Raw genomic sequence first — 17,973 nt, forward strand, 5'->3', positions numbered from 1 at the left:
CAATGCGTATTTTCGTCAACGGCCAAGAGCGCACGGTGCCGCCTGGGGCGACTCTGGAGGATTTGATCGCCGCCCTGGATCTTGCTGGCAAGCGTGTGGCGGTCGAGCTGAATCTCGAAATCGTGCCGCACGGCAGCTATGGTTCCCGGGTTCTCGAGTCGGACGACCGGGTGGAAATCGTCCATGCCATCGGTGGCGGACAGGGGGACCCGCTGGTGATCGCCGGGAAGGCTTACACTTCACGCCTGCTGGTCGGTACCGGGAAGTACAAGGACCTGGCGGTGACGGGGGCTGCGGTCGAAATGTCCGGTGCGGAGATCGTCACGGTGGCGATCCGCCGCACCAACATCGGCCAGGATCCGGGCCAGCCCAATCTGCTGGACGTGATCCCGCCCGACCGCTACACCCTGCTGCCCAACACCGCTGGCTGCTATACCGTCGATGACGCCGTGCGTACCTGCCGCCTGGCGCGTGAGCTGCTCGGCGGGCATCGGCTGGTCAAGCTCGAGGTGCTGGGCGACCCGACGACCCTGTTCCCGGACGTGACCGCGACGCTGGAAGCGGCGGAGATCCTGGTGCGCGATGGATTCGATGTCATGGTGTACACCAACGACGATCCGATCATCGCCAAACGTCTGGAAGACATCGGCTGCGTCGCGGTGATGCCCTTGGCCGCCCCCATCGGGTCGGGGCTCGGGATACGCAATCCTTACAACATCCTGACCATCGTGGAAAACGCAAAGGTTCCGGTACTGGTCGACGCCGGCGTGGGTACAGCCTCCGACGCCGCGGTGGCGATGGAACTCGGCTGCGATGGCGTGCTCATGAACACAGCCATTGCCGAGGCGAAAAATCCGGTGCTGATGGCCTCCGCGATGAAGAAGGCGATCGAAGCCGGGCGCGAAGCCTTCCTGGCGGGGCGGATGCCGCGGCGCCGGTTCGCTTCGGCCTCGTCGCCGCTGGCGGGGCTGTTCTTCGATTGAGTACCCGCGAGGGTTGGGGCGGCTTCGGGGTGTCGACGAGTTGAAAGTTGCCATCCGGCAGCCGTAATGCCCAGGGCATTGAGAAACGCTCGCGCCGAGATGGCGGTCTTGTTCGGCTTGGTCGCGTTGAACACCCAGCGGGTGGCACGGTCGATGCTTGCCCCCTGAGCGAAATCGAAGGGGCGACGAACAGGTGGCGTCGACGGGGCTTTCGGCCATCTGCGGCAGGTACTTGCCGTCTACATGGACAAAGCCCGGCGCATAGGCCTTGAAAGCCTTGTGCGGCGCCTTCTTCGTAGGCGGCAGCAGGTCACGGCGACGATCGACGCTGTGGCGGCGCAGGCAGCGGTCCAGCCCGGAACGGGACACCGTCGGGGGCAGACTCGAAGAGCAGCGAAGCTGAAACTCGCAAGTGACCGCGGGCAGGTCATCCAGCGGCAACACAAGAGGGTTTTGCGAGGTACACCACGATCGCCTCTTGGGCCGGCGTCAGCGTCGTTTGCAGTCGCTGCGCCGTGTGTGACCGGTCGTTGAATTTAAGTTGCGCGATTTCCACTTCTGGAGGGTGGCCTCGGTGATGTTGTACCGGCGCGCAACACCCGGATGGGCTCTTGACTGCGGGCAATCTCGGCCCGCCCCGCACGGAGTCGTGCGGGCTTGCTTATGGAGGGCGATCCTCTCATGGGGCGGACCCTCATACGTCAATATTGCGCGATGGCGCGAAATACGCCTTCAACGTATCCGTTCAGACAGCCCCACTTTTTTGTTGGGAACGCGGCCATCCTGGACGCTTTTTCAGCGGGCGGGACGCCCGCGCGCCCAGTGGACTGAACGGTTATCCTTCAACAGCTCTCGGGCATGGAGTAACGGATAACGCCTTTTGTCTGCATGATCGTCCGGGATGTGACATTTATGCCTAGATTCGCTGTTTTTATCATCCTTTATGTCTATGGTCCTCATGTAGACGCATCACACTTCCCGCAAGATGTCGTAGGCCCGGTAAACCAGGTGATTCGTACTGATCATACCCAATATATAGCCGAGTACCAAAAAGGGAGCGGAAACCAGCGTACCTACGCCTTTACCATCGTTGCCCGATTGGAGAATCATTCCAAGGTGCCATTCTATCTGGAGCGCTGTTATTCTAAGAGTACGACACCGATCTACGCAGTGGAATTGGTTGGGGGCAGAGAAGGAGAGGAATCCGGCTACGATGGGATATGGGCCTGCATGGGAGGCAATCGTCCGATCGTTGTAAGGCCGGGCCGGACCCGCATTGACAGGTTCCGCATCTTCGGACCGCGGGGACGGGAAAGCGACACAGGAATCCCTCTCGGCGTACTCGAGGGCCAGTTCCGTCTCGTATATTCTGCACGCTCTTGCCGAGCGGAAATGAAGTGCAAGCTCAAGGATATATCGCTGCATTCCAATGTATTCATAGTACGCCTTGAACGCTAACTCAAGATTGGAGGCGTCCCCTGGCTTTCCGGTGGGGGTAAGCGTAGTTTTTCGATATGGGATGATGACGGGAAAGGCGGGCCGATAAGCATCGGCCCGCCCCATTATCGGGGTTCATCCCTAAACCCAACTTCCGTTTCAGGGCGCGGCTTTCAGGTGGGTGACGGCTTCCTCGGCCGATTTCTTGGCGATATCGGCATGGCCCATTTTCCCGTGCTCGATGGCGCTGTTCAGGCTCGTGATCGCAGCGTCGTAATGGGGACTTTTCTTTTCCGCATTTGCGGCGGCGGCATGGGTCTTCGCGGCCTCCGCATGTTCCGCTACGCCCGCCGCATTGCCAGCAGCGACTGCCGCTTCGGCATGCTTCAACGCCTCGGCCTTGTGATTTTCCGCAGCCTGCGCTGCGTTTAGGCCGAGTATCGCGACGAATGCCGCGGTCAGCAGCCCCCTGATGATGCCTCTGTTCAGAACGTTCATTGTGCTTCCCTCCTCTCATGGGTAGTAAGGCTTTAGTGTCGTCGGACGCACTGCACTCATGGATGCCCGACAGGAGGACGGATACCACAGTCGCTTTTCGGCGTCCATAGGAAATTTCCGAGCAGGCCTGTCATTCTTCTTTAACTTCATACCAATAGCATCGCGTCCTCGCCCGGATGGTGGTACGAACCGTCCGTTACAAAAATCTCTCATTTCGAGGAGCTCGAAGATGCTGAAAAAAAAAAGATTTCTGGCCACGGCGGTTGGCATGGCGCTGGCGGGTGCGGCGGCATCTCCCGTCATGGCCGCCGTCAAAGGCACGATTCCAGTGAAGTCGGTGGAATTCATCGGGATGGCTGCGCCCGAAACCGCGGAGGAACGGGCCGCCGCCTACACTACCGCCAAGGTGAAGGTCACATTCAAGAGCGGCGGGAGTCGGGTCTACGATCTCAATTACAACACGCTTTTCTATAACACCGACACTATCGGCGGCGTGACTGCAGGCGCGATCTACGACGTAACCGGAACACCGTTGCTGGATTCGAACGGCAATCCGATGATCGCCGAAACGCCGGACGCAAACAGTTTGATCCGCATCCCGGCCAGGGGCGGCGACAAGCTTTTTCTGGTCACTCACTTCGAATACGACTGGCTGGATACCGCCGGAGCCGACCAGTACGGCAAGCAGCCGATGACCATGAGTTTGGCGAGCATCGCGCAAGACGGAAAAACCGGGAGGCTCGCGGCGACCAGCCTCAAAAACATCGACATGTCGGCCATCGATGGCTTGTGGATTCCCTGTGCGGGCTCTCTCTCGCCCTGGAACACCCATCTCGGCAGCGAGGAATACGAACCGGATGGCCGTTGCCAGGTCGAAGGCTCCTGTGCGAGCGGATCCATTGGTCTCGAAGCGATGGAGCGTTACCTCGCAGGGACCAAGGTGGCCAACGTCTACAACTACGGCATCGTGCCTGAGGTCAGGGTCGGAAAAAACGGTCAAACCCGGGTCGTCCGGCATCGAACCCTGGGCCGGATTTCCCGCGAACTGGTTCAGGTGCTGCCGGATGAACGCACAGTGTTCCAGGGCGACGACGGTACCTACAACGTGCTGACGATGTTCGTGGCGGACCGGAAGCGTGATCTGTCGGCGGGAACGCTATATGCTGCGAAATGGATTCAAACCAGCGCCGAAAATGGCGGTGAAGCCGATCTGGCATGGGTCCGCCTGGGCCATGCCAGCGACGCCGAGCTGGACGCACTGGTGGCGAGCGGCGTGACCTTTGCCGACATCTTCGAAACCGCACCGGTGAGCAAGCTGGCCGACGGTTCCTATGAAGCGCCTCCGGCAGGTTTCAGGCAGATCATCGCCGGCCATAACAAAGGGCAGGTCGAAAACCTGAAGCTCAAGCCCGGTATGGAAACGGCGGCGGCATTCCTGGAGACGCGCCGCTACGCCGCCTACCTCGGGGCCACCTCGGAATTCGAGAAATTCGAAGGTGTGACGGCCAACGCCCGCGACCGGAAAGTCTATCTGGCGATGACGCGGCTGAGCAGTGGCATGGAGGACAAGCCGAAGGATCCGGCCAACCACATCCGTATTCCCAAATTGCTGGCCGGCGCGGTCTACCAGATGGATCTCGGTTCCTTTAAGCTGGACACCGAGGGCCAAAGGATAGACAGCAAATACGTGGGGACTCACATGAAGGCCCTGGTGCTGGGACAGGACATCGCCAAGGATGCTGCGGGCAACACTGCCGCAGTCGACAGGATCGCCAATCCGGACAATCTGAAGTATTCGGAGAAAATGCGCACCCTGTTCATCGGCGAGGACAGCAGCACGCTCCATATCAACAATTTCCTATGGGCCTACAACGTCGATACCGGCAAATTGTCCCGCATCCTCTCCCTGCCGGCGGGTGCGGAAAGTACCGGGCTCCAGGCGATCGACTCCTTGGGCGGCTATGCCTACATCATGAGCAACTATCAGCATGCCGGCGATTATTCATCCAACATCGACCCGGCTCTCAAAGGACAGCTCGAACCGCTGATCGACAAGTCCAAGGCGGCGGTCGGCTATCTGGGAGGCATGCCGGCTTTCAAGTGAGCGGCGTTAGGCTCGATCCACAAAAAACGCCGGGGCGACCCGGCGTTTTTCATTTTGCGATGGTGATGCTAGGGGTTCCGAAGGTCGGCAGATCGATTACCGTCATCTGGTAGAGCTGGTACAGGAGGCGGAAGGCTTCCAGATTCCATTGGTGGCCGGCTTCAGGACGCAATGAGTAGTAGCGGCCGTCGAATTCCACGGTGAGTCCGGCATCTGACGGGAGTGACTCCGTCTCCATGATGCCAACGGTTGATACGGGGTTCTCCCGCACGGGGGGGGTTCTGGGGTCCGGGGGAACGTCGTACTCCGGTTCTTCCGCAATGGATCTGCCGATGAAGTCGAGGATGCTATGAAAGCTGCGCAGCCGGAATGTACCGTGGACCGGGAATTCTCCGCCGGGATAGTGTTCGCGGATGTCCACTGCGATTTCGTTGGGTGGGCTGTTTTCGGCCTCCTGGTTCAGGCGGATACGCTCCTCCTCGGTTAGGTTGTCGGGATCGTAGTTCGTAATCATCAGGCGTCCGGCGACCTTTTTCGACAGGATGTAACGGTTCGCGGCCGGATCGAAGCGGATCTCATAATCTTTCTCCAGCGCCGTGAATCCTTCCGGTGTCATCGCCGAGGCCGGAAGCTTCCAAGACTGGGTGAAGAACAGCGGTTCCACGTACAGCCGGTTGCGGTCCTGGATAGAGGACAGATGCAGGACCAGGCGCCGGAAGAATGAATAACCTGACCGGTCGGATGGCTTGTTGGCGTAGGCGACTTCTTCGCCTTCGTGGAACGTCCTGAATTCCTGGGCCATGAGGCGCAGGGCCATGTCCACATCCATACCCTGGCGCAGCAACAAGGTCAGCTTGTTTTCCTGCAGCGGGGCCAGCATGCGCTTGGTGAAAGCTTCGCCCTCGACGGGGACGATGCTCACGGTCGGATTTTCGGCAATGGAGCCACCGAAAACCGGCATCATCAGCCCGCCCGAGTTACCTGTCAGGGCCGGTGTGGCGCCTGCATTGAACGTGAAGTTATAAGTCGCCGCGATGCTGGACAGGACGGTGAAATGAATCGGCTGATGGCGGGCGGCACGGGCGATGTTCAACAGGATCTGTTTGTCGACGATGTCGGTAGCGGCTTCGTTGTAGGCCAGGACGGCATGGTCGAGTGCCACTGGCGCTAGGCATCCGGAAAGGCTGGTGGCCGCCAGCCCCAGGAGCCCGCAACGCCGAAGGGAAGAAACGGATGTTTTCATTGCGTCGAAGAGTATTTTTTGCAAGGCCGTCGCACGGCGGCTCGTTTTCCTGTCGGCCCTGCCGGGCAAAGAAGCCGGCAAAGTATAGTCCAGACCGCACGACGGATCGCGCAGTTTCCCCGGCGGAAAGGTATTGGCCAATCTCGCAGCGGCGTCACGAAATCGTCACAGCCAACTGATAACTTAAGTAAATAATGCATTCGTGCGGATATGCCATCGATCCGCGTCTTTCCTACTTCAACAGCCGATATGCGTTCAGATAAATCAAAGCGCGTGCTCCCTTTCGCTCTGACTCCGGAGGACCGCCGGGCCTTGCAGAGGGCGTTCGATCACCTTGAATATCCCAGCTTCGCGGCGAGACTGTCCAGCATGGTCGGGACTCCCATCGAAATGGCCGTGAAGCTGCTGCCGCATTCGTGGTACGCGGCGCTGCATCGCGGCGTCGAAGCTGCCGTTGCCAGGGCACTCGACGCGGCGATCAGCAGCTTGAACGGCTCGGCCCGGCCGCTGGCCGATCGCCGTTACCGGATGCTGGGCGTGGTGTCCGGCGCAGTCGGCGGCTTCTTCGGCGGGCCGGCGCTGCTGCTGGAAATGCCGCTGACGACGGTCGTCATGCTTCGGGCGATCGCCGACATCGCGCGGCAGGAAGGAGAAGACGTGGAATCGCTCGAGGGCCAGCTCGCCTGTCTTGAGGTCTTCGCGATGGGGGGGCGTTCCAGCGACGATGATGCGGCCGATACGGGCTATTACGGCCTCCGTCTTGCGCTGGAAGCGCCGCTATCCAGCGCGGCCCGGCATATCGCGCGCCGCGGCTTGGATCGCAGAAGCGCGCCGGCGCTGGTCAATCTGATCGGCCGTATTTCCGAACGTTTCGGCGTGGTGCTTTCGGAACGGGCCGCAGCTAAACTCATTCCCGTTGTCGGCGCCTTGGGGGGCGCATTTATCAACAACGTGTTCATTCAACACTTTCAGGATACCGCGCGCAGCCACTTTACTATTCGTCGATTAGAGCGAAAATACTCAAGATCGCTCATCGAAGCTGAATACAAGAAGTTGAAACGCCGGCCCGGAAAAGCCTCCGTCCGGTATACTGCATTGGCTGCCTGAGGAATTTGCCATGCCCCAGATCAAAGAGTTTTTCGACCAATTGCCGCCCGTCAACGAGGTTCTGAACAACGACATCGTCAAGGGCGTCGCGATCGGTGCTGGCGTCGTGGCCCTGGCCGGTTTGGCGCTCCCCGCCGCAGCGCGGGCTGCGCGGCCCATGGCGCGATCGACCGTCAAAGCCGCCATTCTGTTTTCGGAAAAGAGCCGCGAAATCCTGGCTGAAGCCGCCGAGAACCTCGAAGACATCGTCGCGGAAGTCAAGGCCGAACTCGCGGCCGGTGCCGCTGCCGGGGCAGCGGCGGCCGAGGCCGCGGCGGAGGCCAAAGGGGCTGAGGCGGCCGATTGATGCTGAGGGCGGAGGTCGTTCATTGCCTGCCTGGCAGGCTGCGCTTGCGCATCCCCGAAAAACGCGGTGACGAGGCAGTGTTGCGGCAATTGGCGAGCGGTTTGGCCACGCACCCGCAAGTCGTATCGGTGGAAGTCCGTTCCGCTACCGGCGGTCTGCTGGTGGTCCATACTCTGGGCGAGGCCTGGCAGGCGATCGCCCGCCATGCCGTCGATCGCAACTTGTTCGCCGTCACCGCGCCGGCGGCATCGGTTGCTCCTCCCACCATCGCGGAAGCGACCGTGGCGGGCTTCAAGGTCATCAACCGGCGGATTCGCCGGGCGACCGGGGGGGTGATCGATTTCCAATCCGCGATGTTTCTGACGTTTGTCGGATTTGCGGTTCATCAGGCCAGACAAGGTCATATGCTGGGTCCGGTGTCGACCTTGCTGGTCAATGCCTACGGTTTTCTGAAAGAGAAAGGCCACTGATCGCTCCGGCCCGGGCCTCGCTGCCAAGCTTTCGCCAGATAGGGACATGTCGTTCATTTCATGAAGTTTCTTCTGGTTTTCGTCCCTCTGGCCGTCATTTTCGAGCATTGGACCTCGGTGCCGGCGGGGTTCCGGTTCGCTACCGCCGCTCTTGCCATCATTCCGTTGGCCGCAGCGATGGTCGATGCCACCGAACGGATATCCCATCGCACGGGGCCGACGGTCGGCGGTTTGCTCAACGCCACTTTCGGCAATGCTCCGGAGTTGATCATTTCGCTGATGGCTTTGCGCGCAGGATTGATCGAAGTCGTCAAGGCTTCGATCGTGGGCGTCATCCTCGGCAATCTCTTGTTCGTGCTCGGGCTGGCATTTCTGCTGGGAGGCTTGCGGTTCCATGTCCAGAAGTTCAATCGGCATGGTGCCCGGATCCAGCGGGCGGTGTTGATGGTCGCGGCCATCAGCATCGTGGTGCCCAGCGTATTTGACAATTTCATACCCCCGGAGATGATCGACCGGGAGGACGGGCTCAATGTCTGCGTCGCGCTGGTGTTGCTGGCGACCTATGCTTTACTTTTGGTCTTCATGTTGAAGACTCACCCCGACTATTTCGCGTCGGAAGAAGCCGCCTCGGATGCCGCTGTCGAGGCGGGCCGCCCGGACGTCAGGTTGGCCGTGGCGCATCTGGCAATCTCCTCGGCCGTACTCGCGATGATGAGCGAAATACTGGTCGGCTCGATCGAGGAAACAGCGGCCAGTCTCGGTATGTCGAAGGCGTTCATCGGCGTGATCATTCTCGCTTTGATCGGTGGCGCTCCGGAAAGTGTGGCGGCGGTAGCGGTGGCGCGCAGGAACAAGCTGGATCTCACCATGGGCATCGCCGTCGGCAGCAGTGTGCAGATCGCGCTGTTCGTGGCCCCGGTGCTCGTGCTGGCGAGTTACTTCATGGCGCCCCAGCCGTTGAACCTGATGGTGGGTAATGCCGGTATCATGATCATCATGCTCCCCGTTCTGTTACTATCCATGCTGGTGGGGGACGGCAGGTCGAACTGGTTCAAGGGCGTGCAGCTGCTGAGCGTGTACCTGCTCATCGCGCTTTTTTGTTATTTCCTCCCCGATACCTCGGGGACGTCTTTTTCCAGCCCTTGACGCGCTAGACAAAAAAGAAGCGGTCTGGAAGACCGCTTCTTTTCAGTGACGGGGAGACGCTCCCCTCAATGGCTATGCTGTCCGGTGATCGCCATGGTCTTGTCGTTGCCGGTGGCCGAGTCGTGGACGTTGACGTACAAGGTGCCGGCATCGGCGCCGAAATAGATGCCCGTACCCACCGCTTCGGCATCCTTCAGGGAGGCGAAAAGCTTCACGCCGCTGCTCAGGCCGTCGGCTTCCGTATGGGTATCAGCCACCCAGATGTCGCTCGGCTGAGTGTCCTCCGTGATCCAAAGTTTCCCATCGGGTCCCTCAGCGAGAGTTTCCGGGCGAAAGAAACCGGTGATTCCGGTCGCCGCATTTTGGGCAGGAACGTTCTTACCGACCTCGACGAAATAGGTGGCCTTGGGCTTGTTGCCCAGCGTGACGGATAGGATTACGCCGGGACCGTCGACGCCGTCGATCCGGGGTTCGCACTTCACCGCCACGTACAATTTCTGGCCGATCAGTTCGATGTCCTCCGGATTGCAGTAGGGTGTCGCATTGGCGGCGCGCGCCGCCTCGTGCGCATCGATCCGGGCCTGGTTCATGTTGAGCGGAACCCATTTCGCGCTGCCGGTCTGGCCACCGTTCTTGACGCGCAGCGCATAGAGTTTGCCTTTGCTCAGGTTGCCGCGCTTTTTCGGCACGAACTTATAGATGTAACTGTCCCGGTTCGAGCTGGACAGATAGACATTGCCTTTGTGGTCGAACTCGACCGCTTCGTGGCGGACAGCTCCCAGCGCGGGTAGGGCCGTTACCGACTGGGCCACGGTGGGGTCGTCCTTGTTCAGCTTCAGCTCGTAAACGAGACCCCGTTTGGCATCGGGATAATCCGGATCGGGATATTGCGGCTCGTCGGTTTCCTCGGCGAACAGCAGGGAACCCCAGGGCGTCCAGGCCAATCCGTCCAGCACCTCCCAGTCGGCGCGGGTCGCCAGCAGCCGGGTGGCACCGGTTTCCATGTCGACCACCGAAAGCGCACCGCCGGTTCTCCCGTCCCGATGGGCGTCCTTGCCTGGATAGGTTTCATGGGTGCGGTACAGGTAGCGGCCTGCCAGCGGGCCGGTTTCGTTCGTGACGATAAAGGCCGGGCGATCGTTGAGCTGGTAGATGTTCAGATCGGTTTCGTCCGAGACGATCCGCTGGGTATAACCGTCCGGAATGAGCCAGGGTACGGCATCGAGGATCGTTTTGTCGGTCGTGGCTTCTGCGTAGGCCGACGCGGGAATCGGATCGAAGTCCATGGCTTCGGCTCCCGCTGCGCCGAGGTAGCCGCATAATGCGGAAGCCGCGGCGGTGGTGAGCATGTGTCGCATTGAAAGTCTCCGCTGTTGTTTTGCTGGCAGCCTCCCAGTGTTCTCGAAATAAAAAAAGGCGCTACGGGAATAAGGATGGCTGATACAAAAAAATTAGAGTGGGGATACCGGCAAACGTTCCGGGGCTGTGAGGCTGGCCGGGTTGTGCCCCCGAACCGCTCCGGGTGCCTGCCGAACTGGCCGCTGTCTTTAGAGGAGTTGACATGGAGCGGGTGATGGGAATCGAACCCACGCTGTCTGCTTGGGAAGCAGAAGTTCTACCATTGAACTACACCCGCCTCTTTGTGTGATAAAACAGTAGCATCGTCGGACATTCTTAGCAATCACGTGGCGTTCATGGCGGAGGGGGCGACAGCGTCCGGCGTAAAAAATCGAGGGCCAGCTCTGCACTCAGGGCGCGCTGATAGGCAGGGGTTCCATCCAGGTGGCGTCGCATCGTCGCGGTTGCTCCCGCTGTGGCAACCGCGATGACGAGTTCCGCCGGATCCCGGGCCGACGTCATGCAGGCGAGGGCGTGGGACGTACCCTGTCGCCGCCGCAGGTAGTCAGCGATCGCTGCCGCATCCTGCGGATCTTCGGATGGGCCCTTGTCGGGCGACGGTTCGAGGTGCTCCACAACGATCCGACCATCGGGGACGACCACTCCGTAAATCCACCAGGAAAACGCGCCGCACAATTGTGCCAGATGACCCCGGCTTACGGTTTCCAGGGTCGCTAGGCTGGCCTCCGTCAGGCGCATCAGGCGGTCGACACCTTCGACCAAACTGCCGCCTCGTCGTTCCGGCGTGTCGATGCTGAAGACATCGGGGCCAATGGCGCCCTGTATTTCCTCAATCAGGAAATCGCGGTCCTGGAGCGGGAAGGACGCCGGAAACAGCAGCTTGACATGGTTTTCCGGAGGTACGGTGCGAAAGCCCAGTTTGGTTCCTGGCGGCAAGGCGATGCGGTCGAGCCGCTGCTGCAGAGTGGATTCGCTGACGCCGAGCACCCGCAGGGTCACCCTTTGTGCCGGGCGGGCGGGGAAATTCGGTTGGATGTCTGTCTTCACGATACGTTCGAACATGAATTCCATTTCATGGGGAACGCCGGGCAGAAAGAAAAACCGACAGCCGCCATGGTCCACTGCAAAACCGGGCGCAGTGCCATGAAGGTTGTCCAGCCGCCGTGAGCCTTCCGGCAGGAGGGCCTGTTTGCGGTTCGTCTCGGCCATCGGATAGGTCCGCCCGGCGAACCAAGCCCGGATCTGCCGCAGGGCTTCCGGGTCTTCCTTCAGGGGGCGGGCGAAGGCTTGGGCCGCCGCCTCCGCCGTCAGGTCGTCGCAGGTGGGACCCAGGCCGCCGGTGCAGATGCAAAGCTCGGCGCGTGCTGCGATTTCCTGGAGAACCTTGACCAGGGCATCGAGTTCGTCCCCCACGGCGGTGTGCCGCGTGACCGGGAATCCCAGCCCGGTCAGCCGCTCCGACAGCCAGGCGGCATTGGTGTCGGCGATCTGGCCCGTTACCAGCTCATCGCCCTGGGAAAGGATTTCGGTCCGGGGCGACGTCATGTCGGCTCCCCGGCGATGGTTCCGAGCACCAGGTGCCAAGCGGGCAGCGAGGCAAGGGCAAGCACGGTGGTCGTCGTCGCGAGCATCGCGTACAGCCCCGTATCCAGACGGTAACGGTCGCAGTAGACAATCCCCAGCAGCATGCTGGGCATACCCGCTTCGAGCACCAGCGCGGCGCGGGTGTCTCCGGAAATTTCGAGGCCATGGGTCAGACTCAGACCAAACAAGGGCAAGGCGATCAGCTTCAGTCCCGATGCCAGTGCCACCAGCCGAGTGTTTTCCTTGCGCCACGCGTTCCACCGAAGACCCAGCCCCAAGGCCAGCAGCATCAGAGGTGCGACGGACGAGGCTGCGGTTTCCAGGGGAGTTTCGAGCACGGCCGGCCGGGGAATACCGTGCCCGCCGAGCAGGAGAGCCGCGAACGCCGCCCAAAGCGGGGGATTGACTATCAGTGCGCGGAGCGCCGCGGAAAGATTCGCTGGCGCTCCTCCGTAGCGGGAGGCGATGTACACGCCCAGCGTGAAGACCAGGGGGGCCGTGGAGAACAGATCGATCTGGATGACGATGGGGCGTGCCAGCTCCGGGCCGAAGAGCCGTTCCAGCACTGGCAGCCCCAGAAAAGTGACGTTGGAGAAGGCAATGCCGAGCATGGCTGCCCCCAGTTGCCGCCGGTCCAGGTGCAAGGCCCGGTCGAGGCACAGCGTCGCGGCGAGGCCGAACAGGACGATCGCCACTCCGAACAGCGATATCTTCCAGCCCTGAGGATGTGCGCCGCCGCCCCACAGCGCGGACAAGACGAGCGCGGGAAGCAAGGCATTGAATACGAGACCGGTGATAGTTCGGCGCAGGCGCTCGGGGTCGATGCCGAAAGGTCGAAGCCGGCGCAGGACTACCCCACTCAGAATCAGGACGCTCATTTGCGCCAGTACGCCCGTCATGAGATGCCGTCCGAAAACCGAAAAGTCGTCATTCTATCGATATTTGCCCTGATCGAGGGCGCTAGGTCCTAGGCAAAGCGGGCCGTTGGCTCCATAATTCCCCGCGACGGCGCGAAAAGCGCCGTTTTTCTTGACTGCCTCAACGAAAGACATGCCGAATTTCCTTTCGAACAAGCCCATTCCCATGGCCGATCGCCTGATCATGGCGCTGGATCTGCCTGACATTTCCGAAGCCAAGACCTTGGTGGAACGCCTCGGCGATGCCGTGAGCTTCTACAAGGTGGGGCTGGAGCTGTTCATGTCCGGCGACTGTTTCGGTTTGATCGACTGGCTCAAGGCCCGAGACAAAAAAGTGTTCGTCGACCTCAAGTTCTTCGACGTGCCGGAGACCGTCGGACGCGCAGTGAAGGCGCTGAGCCGGCGCGGGGTCGATTTTGCTACCGTGCACGGCAACGACGCGATCATGGAGGCGGCGGCCCGCAACAAGGGCGAACTTGGCATCCTGGCGGTGACGGTCCTGACCAGCCTGGATCAGGGGGATCTGCGCGATCTCGGATTCCAGTGCGATGTTCAGGAACTGGTCCTGTCCCGCGCCCGGCGCGCCCTGGCGCTGGGTTGTGACGGCGTGGTGTCGTCCGGCCTCGAAGTCGCGCTGTTGCGGGGCGAGCTCGACCCCAAGCTGATGGTCGTATCGCCCGGTATCCGGCCGGTCGAGAACCGTCCTGAGGACGACCAGAAGCGTGTCGTGACGGTCGATCAGGCCTTCCGCAACGGTGCCGATTACATCGTGGTGGGGCGGCCGATCCGCGATGCGCCCGATCCCCGCGAGGCGGCCCAGCGAGTACAGGCGCAGATCCGCGAAGTGTTCGCGGCAGGCTGAACTCGGTGGCCGGGGCGTTTCAGCCTGTCGGCCCCCCGGCATTTCTGGTATCGTTTCGCTCCCATGCACCCTATCGAACAAGCTTTTAGCACGTCCTATCTGGTCGCTCTCTTGATGGGACTGTTCAGCGCCCTGCACTGCCTGAGCATGTGCGGCTCCATCATCGGATCGCTGACCTTGAGCCTGCGGCGGGAGATCCGTGACAACAAGGGTTTGCTGATGCCGTTCGTTTTGAGCTACAACATGGGAAGGATCACCAGTTATGCGATCGGTGGTCTAATCGCCGGCCTCCTGGAGCATGTCCTGTCCATTCCTCTGGGCGAAGGGCACGGACACCGGGTTTTACAGATCCTTTCGGCGCTGGTGATGTTGGGGGCAGGGCTGCACATCGGGGGATGGTTTCCCCGTTTCGCCTATATCGAAAAAGGCGGAGCCCTGTTCTGGAAACGGCTCGAGCCGTATGGACGCCGTCTCATTCCGGTGGAAACCCTGCCCCAGGCTTTCTTCTTCGGAATGATCTGGGGTTGGCTGCCGTGCGGGCTGGTCTATACGGCACTGGCATTGGCGGCTACCACGGGGGATGTGGTCCGGAGCACGTTTACCATGCTGTCGTTCGGCATCGGAACTTTGCCGGCGGTGGTCGGCGTCGGTATAATGACCAGCCTGCTGGTGCGGTTATCGCGGATGCAGAAATTCCGTCAGATCGCCGGGATCACCCTCATCGTACTGGCAGTGATGGCCGCTTTCCCGGGTCTCAATCCGCTGGTGCTGCACCACCTCGAGTATTAAGAAAGTTGGGTGAGGATATGTTTGATACGCTGATTGGACAATCACCGAGCTTCGAGGCGCTTACGAGAAGCGCGAAACTGGTCGCGGCGACCGATGTCACCGTCCTCATCGTCGGCGAAACAGGAACCGGGAAGGAGGTTCTGGCCAACGCCCTTCAAAGGCACAGTCCCCGAGCTGACAAGCCGTTCGTCACGCTGAACTGCGCGGCCCTTCCCGAAGCAATCGCCGAATCCGAGCTTTTCGGCCACCGGCGGGGTTCCTTTACCGGCGCGGTCAGCAACCAGACCGGTCGCCTGCCTGCCGCCGACGGCGGTACGCTGTTCCTGGACGAAGTGGACTCGTTGTCCCTGCCTTTGCAGGCGAAGCTTCTGCGCTTCCTGGAAACCGGCGAAATCCAGCCGGTGGGCGATACCCAGACCTATAATGTGGACGTGCGCATCATCGCCGCCACCAATGCCAATCTTCACGCGAAGATCGAGCGCGGCGAGTTCCGCAAGGATCTCTATTACCGGCTGAACGTGGTTCCCCTGGAGATCCCGCCATTGCGGGAACGGATGGGTGACATCGTCCTGCTGCTCCAGCATTACATGGACCGGTTCGCACGCGAACATGGCTTGGCGCCCGCGACTTTCAGCAAGGCGGCACTGAACCGCCTGTGCAATTACGGCTGGCCGGGCAACGTCCGGGAACTGCGCAACGTCTGCGAGCGCCTCTCGATTCTGCTGGCGGGGCGGGTGATCGAAGAAAGCAATCTGCCTCTCGAAATCACCTATCGAGCGTCCACCGCCAAGGGTTTGTTCGCCTTGCCCGACATGGGAATCGAGTTGGAACAGGTGGAAATGGATCTGATCCGCCAGGCATTGAACCGGACCAACGGCAACCGCAGCCGCTCCGCCCGTCTGCTCGGCATTTCACGCGATACGCTGCTCTATCGGATGCAGAAATACGGCATCCATTGACCGTCGGTCTTCCACAAAAAAAGCCCGCTCCGAGCGGGCTTTTTTTCTCCCGGGTGCTTCATCAGAAGCCCAGTAGGCGAGCACCCTGGTAGAACACGAAGCTTGCGAGCCAGGCCAGCAGCAGCGACCAGAGGATGGAGCCGAGCATGAAGGCGCGGCTTTTCGACTCGCTGCGTAGCGTAGCCACGGTCGACAGACATGGCAGGTAGATCAGGGTGAACAGCATGAAGCTGTAGGCCTGGACCCAGTCGAGCTTCTGCGCCATCAAGCCCATCAAGGCGTCGCCCTCCAGCCCATAGATGGCGGCAAGCGAGCCGACCACGATTTCCTTGGCCACGAAGCCGAAGATCAGGGCGAGGCTCAACTGGGCATCGATACCGATGGGGGAGAGCACCGGCGCCAGCCAGGCAGCGATATGGCCCGCCAGCGTGTCCACCCCGCCAGCCGGGACATCGGTCGGGAGATGGGTGAGCAGCCAAACCGCGACCACACCGGCTGTGATGAACTTGGACGCACGCCGCAAAAAATGCCGGACTTCATGCCAACCGCGCAGGAGGATCTGGCGCCAAGTCGGTAGTCGATAGGGGGGCAGCTCGATAACGAAGGGTTCATTGCTTACGAAACGCTTCTTGAACGCCACCGCAGTCAGCAGTGCCGTCGTGAAGCTCAAGAGATAAAGACTGAACAATACCGCGGGCGCCATTTCGACGGTGAACAAGGCCGCCGTGATGAACAGAAACACCTGCAATCGCGCCGAACAGAGCGAAAATGGGATCACCAGCATGGTGAGCAAGCGCAGATCACGTGAGCGCATCACCCGCGTCCCCATCAGCGCCGGGACGTTGCAGCCGAATCCCATGAGCAGCATGACGAAGCTGCGTCCGTCCAGTCCCAACCGGGCCATCAGGGCGTCCATCAGAAAGGCCACGCGTGACAGGTAACCGCTGTCCTCCACCAGAGTCATCACCAGGAAAAATAGGATGATGATGGGTACGAAGGCCGCCACGGTACCGACGCCGCTGTAGATGCCGTCCAGAAGGAGCCCGCTGGCGAAGACGGGGAGGCCGGACAGCAGGGGTTCGAGCCAGAGGGTACGAAGTTCGGTCAAGGCCCAGGCCACCCCGTCCTGCATCGGCTTTCCCAGTGTGAAGATGAACTGGAACAGCAGGAACATGAACAGGAAGAACAGTGGAAGTCCTGCCCAGGGATGCAGGAGGAGGCGATCGATGCGCGCCGTGGCGTTTTCCGGCAGCTGTTTGGGTACGCGGACCGCGGCATGCATGACGTCCGCCGCCGTCGTTTCGATCTGATGTTCCTCGCAGAAAGTCTGTGTCACGTCTCCACGAGCGCGGCTTGCGTCTGAGGCGAGGGCGCGTGCAAGGGTCTGGGTCACGCTCTGGAAACCACTGCCGTATTTCGCGCTGAGAAGGATCACCGGGATACGCAGCATTTCGGCCATCCGCCGGGCATCGATGCTGATCCCTAAATGGCGTGCCTCGTCGGCCATGTTGAGCAGCAGGACGGTGGGCAGCCCGATGCGGACGACCTGGAGTGCGAACGGAAGCTGGCGGTCGATCTGGGTGGCGTTGAGCACGATGGCGACCAGGTCGACCGGGTTGTTTTCGAGGAAATCCCGGACCACCTTCTCGTCTTCGGAGAAACCGTGAAAACTATAGATACCGGGCAGGTCCACCACCTGGGCGACCGTGCCGCCGAGGATGATCCTGGCGCTCAGCAGGTCGACGGTGATGCCGGGCCAGTTGCCGACCCGGGCCGACGCCCCGGTCAAGCGATTGAAGAACGTGGATTTGCCGGTATTCGGCATGCCGACCAGGGCGATTCTTTTCATCAGGCTGTTTGGGCGATGACCCGGATTCTTTCGGCGTCGCTGCGCCGCATGATGATGTCGGTATTTCCGATTCTGACCTGGAGGGGGCCTTTGAAGCGGCCGTGGCGGACGACGGCGATAGGCTTGCCGATCCGGAAGCCAAGGCCGACCAGGCGATGGTAGAGGGCACCTTCTGCGCTAATGGAGCGAATGATTGCCGATTCACCCTCTTTGAGGCTGTTCAGGTTCAGGTTGGAATCCATGGGCAAACCCCGCAAATGATAATTATTCTTGAATATATCATATCCACGGGATTTGGCGAGGGCGGCATGTCGTCGCAG

General features: G+C 61.0%; 16 protein-coding genes, 1 tRNA gene and 1 pseudogene. 9 read left to right on the forward strand and 9 right to left on the reverse strand.

Going from position 1 to position 17,973, the window contains the following annotated elements; translation table 11 throughout:
- Nucleotides 1-2: 2 nt before the first annotated feature.
- Complete coding sequence (gene thiS / locus N4J17_RS10765) at nt 3-983, forward strand: sulfur carrier protein ThiS (protein WP_198323591.1); 981 nt, start codon at nt 3-5, stop codon at nt 981-983.
- 71 nt (nt 984-1,054) lie between these two features.
- Here the strand turns inward: thiS and N4J17_RS10770 are convergent.
- Nucleotides 1,055-1,658, reverse strand: a pseudogene (locus N4J17_RS10770) (IS481 family transposase); the annotation flags it as partial.
- Between the two features lie 921 nt (nt 1,659-2,579).
- Nucleotides 2,580-2,918, reverse strand: coding sequence for a small metal-binding protein SmbP (gene smbP / locus N4J17_RS10775; RefSeq protein WP_198323525.1), 339 nt, complete (start codon nt 2,916-2,918; stop codon nt 2,580-2,582).
- Between the two features lie 229 nt (nt 2,919-3,147).
- Here smbP and N4J17_RS10780 point away from each other — a divergent pair, with 229 nt between their 5' ends.
- Nucleotides 3,148-5,022, forward strand: a complete 1,875-nt coding sequence (locus N4J17_RS10780; RefSeq protein ID WP_232470590.1) for a PhoX family protein — start codon at nt 3,148-3,150, stop codon at nt 5,020-5,022.
- A 49-nt stretch (nt 5,023-5,071) separates the two neighbouring features.
- On the opposite strand, the gene N4J17_RS10785 is transcribed toward N4J17_RS10780, so the two are convergent.
- A complete protein-coding gene (locus tag N4J17_RS10785) occupies nt 5,072-6,184 on the reverse strand; it encodes a hypothetical protein (protein ID WP_277458412.1) in 1,113 nt (370 codons plus the stop codon).
- A gap of 471 nt (nt 6,185-6,655) precedes the next feature.
- Here N4J17_RS10785 and N4J17_RS10790 point away from each other — a divergent pair, with 471 nt between their 5' ends.
- Genes N4J17_RS10790 through cax form a run of 4 tightly spaced genes read left to right on the forward strand, consistent with a single transcriptional unit; the run spans nt 6,656 to nt 9,334 of the window.
- Entirely contained in the window at nt 6,656-7,372 is a 717-nt protein-coding gene (locus N4J17_RS10790) for an EcsC family protein (RefSeq protein ID WP_232470591.1), read from the forward strand.
- 10 nt (nt 7,373-7,382) lie between these two features.
- Entirely contained in the window at nt 7,383-7,718 is a 336-nt protein-coding gene (locus N4J17_RS10795) for a DUF5132 domain-containing protein (protein ID WP_198323527.1), read from the forward strand.
- Nucleotides 7,718-8,188: an HMA2 domain-containing protein gene (locus N4J17_RS10800; RefSeq protein ID WP_198323528.1), complete on the forward strand. Its 471-nt coding sequence runs from the start codon at nt 7,718-7,720 to the stop codon at nt 8,186-8,188. The genes N4J17_RS10795 and N4J17_RS10800 overlap by 1 nt, the downstream gene beginning before the upstream one ends.
- A 60-nt stretch (nt 8,189-8,248) precedes the next feature.
- The gene (cax, locus tag N4J17_RS10805; protein WP_198323529.1) at nt 8,249-9,334 is read left to right on the forward strand and encodes a calcium/proton exchanger; all 1,086 of its coding nucleotides are present in this window, start codon (nt 8,249-8,251) and stop codon (nt 9,332-9,334) included.
- A 65-nt stretch (nt 9,335-9,399) separates the two neighbouring features.
- Here cax and N4J17_RS10810 read toward each other — a convergent pair whose 3' ends face one another.
- The 4 genes from N4J17_RS10810 to N4J17_RS10825 all read right to left on the reverse strand — a co-directional run bounded on the left by N4J17_RS10810 (nt 9,400) and on the right by N4J17_RS10825 (nt 13,176).
- Complete coding sequence (locus N4J17_RS10810) at nt 9,400-10,692, reverse strand: alkaline phosphatase PhoX (RefSeq protein WP_232470592.1); 1,293 nt, start codon at nt 10,690-10,692, stop codon at nt 9,400-9,402.
- A 204-nt stretch (nt 10,693-10,896) separates the two neighbouring features.
- A tRNA-Gly gene (locus N4J17_RS10815) sits at nt 10,897-10,970 on the reverse strand.
- 56 nt (nt 10,971-11,026) lie between these two features.
- Nucleotides 11,027-12,238: a competence/damage-inducible protein A gene (locus tag N4J17_RS10820; RefSeq protein WP_198323530.1), complete on the reverse strand. Its 1,212-nt coding sequence runs from the start codon at nt 12,236-12,238 to the stop codon at nt 11,027-11,029.
- Nucleotides 12,235-13,176, reverse strand: a complete 942-nt coding sequence (locus N4J17_RS10825; protein ID WP_198323531.1) for an AEC family transporter — start codon at nt 13,174-13,176, stop codon at nt 12,235-12,237. Before N4J17_RS10825 ends, N4J17_RS10820 begins: the two co-directional genes overlap by 4 nt.
- A 151-nt stretch (nt 13,177-13,327) precedes the next feature.
- Between N4J17_RS10825 and pyrF the strand changes: the two genes are divergently transcribed.
- The 3 genes from pyrF (at nt 13,328) to N4J17_RS10840 (ending at nt 15,804) form a co-directional block, all read left to right on the forward strand.
- Entirely contained in the window at nt 13,328-14,056 is a 729-nt protein-coding gene (gene pyrF / locus N4J17_RS10830) for an orotidine-5'-phosphate decarboxylase (protein ID WP_198323532.1), read from the forward strand.
- Nucleotides 14,057-14,119: 63 nt separating this feature from the next.
- Nucleotides 14,120-14,845, forward strand: a complete 726-nt coding sequence (locus N4J17_RS10835; RefSeq protein ID WP_232470593.1) for a sulfite exporter TauE/SafE family protein — start codon at nt 14,120-14,122, stop codon at nt 14,843-14,845.
- 17 nt (nt 14,846-14,862) lie between these two features.
- Complete coding sequence (locus N4J17_RS10840; RefSeq protein ID WP_198323533.1) at nt 14,863-15,804, forward strand: sigma-54 interaction domain-containing protein; 942 nt, start codon at nt 14,863-14,865, stop codon at nt 15,802-15,804.
- 61 nt (nt 15,805-15,865) lie between these two features.
- Here the strand turns inward: N4J17_RS10840 and feoB are convergent, their stop codons facing one another.
- Nucleotides 15,866-17,653, reverse strand: a complete 1,788-nt coding sequence (gene feoB, locus N4J17_RS10845) for a ferrous iron transport protein B (protein ID WP_198323534.1) — start codon at nt 17,651-17,653, stop codon at nt 15,866-15,868.
- Nucleotides 17,653-17,895 (reverse strand): FeoA family protein, encoded by a 243-nt coding sequence (locus tag N4J17_RS10850; RefSeq protein WP_198323535.1) that lies wholly within the window; start codon nt 17,893-17,895, stop codon nt 17,653-17,655. Before N4J17_RS10850 ends, feoB begins: the two co-directional genes overlap by 1 nt.
- Nucleotides 17,896-17,973 lie beyond the last annotated feature (78 nt).

The sequence above is a fragment of the Methylococcus capsulatus genome (assembly GCF_036864975.1).
In the GTDB taxonomy this organism is placed as follows: Bacteria; Pseudomonadota; Gammaproteobacteria; order Methylococcales; family Methylococcaceae; genus Methylococcus.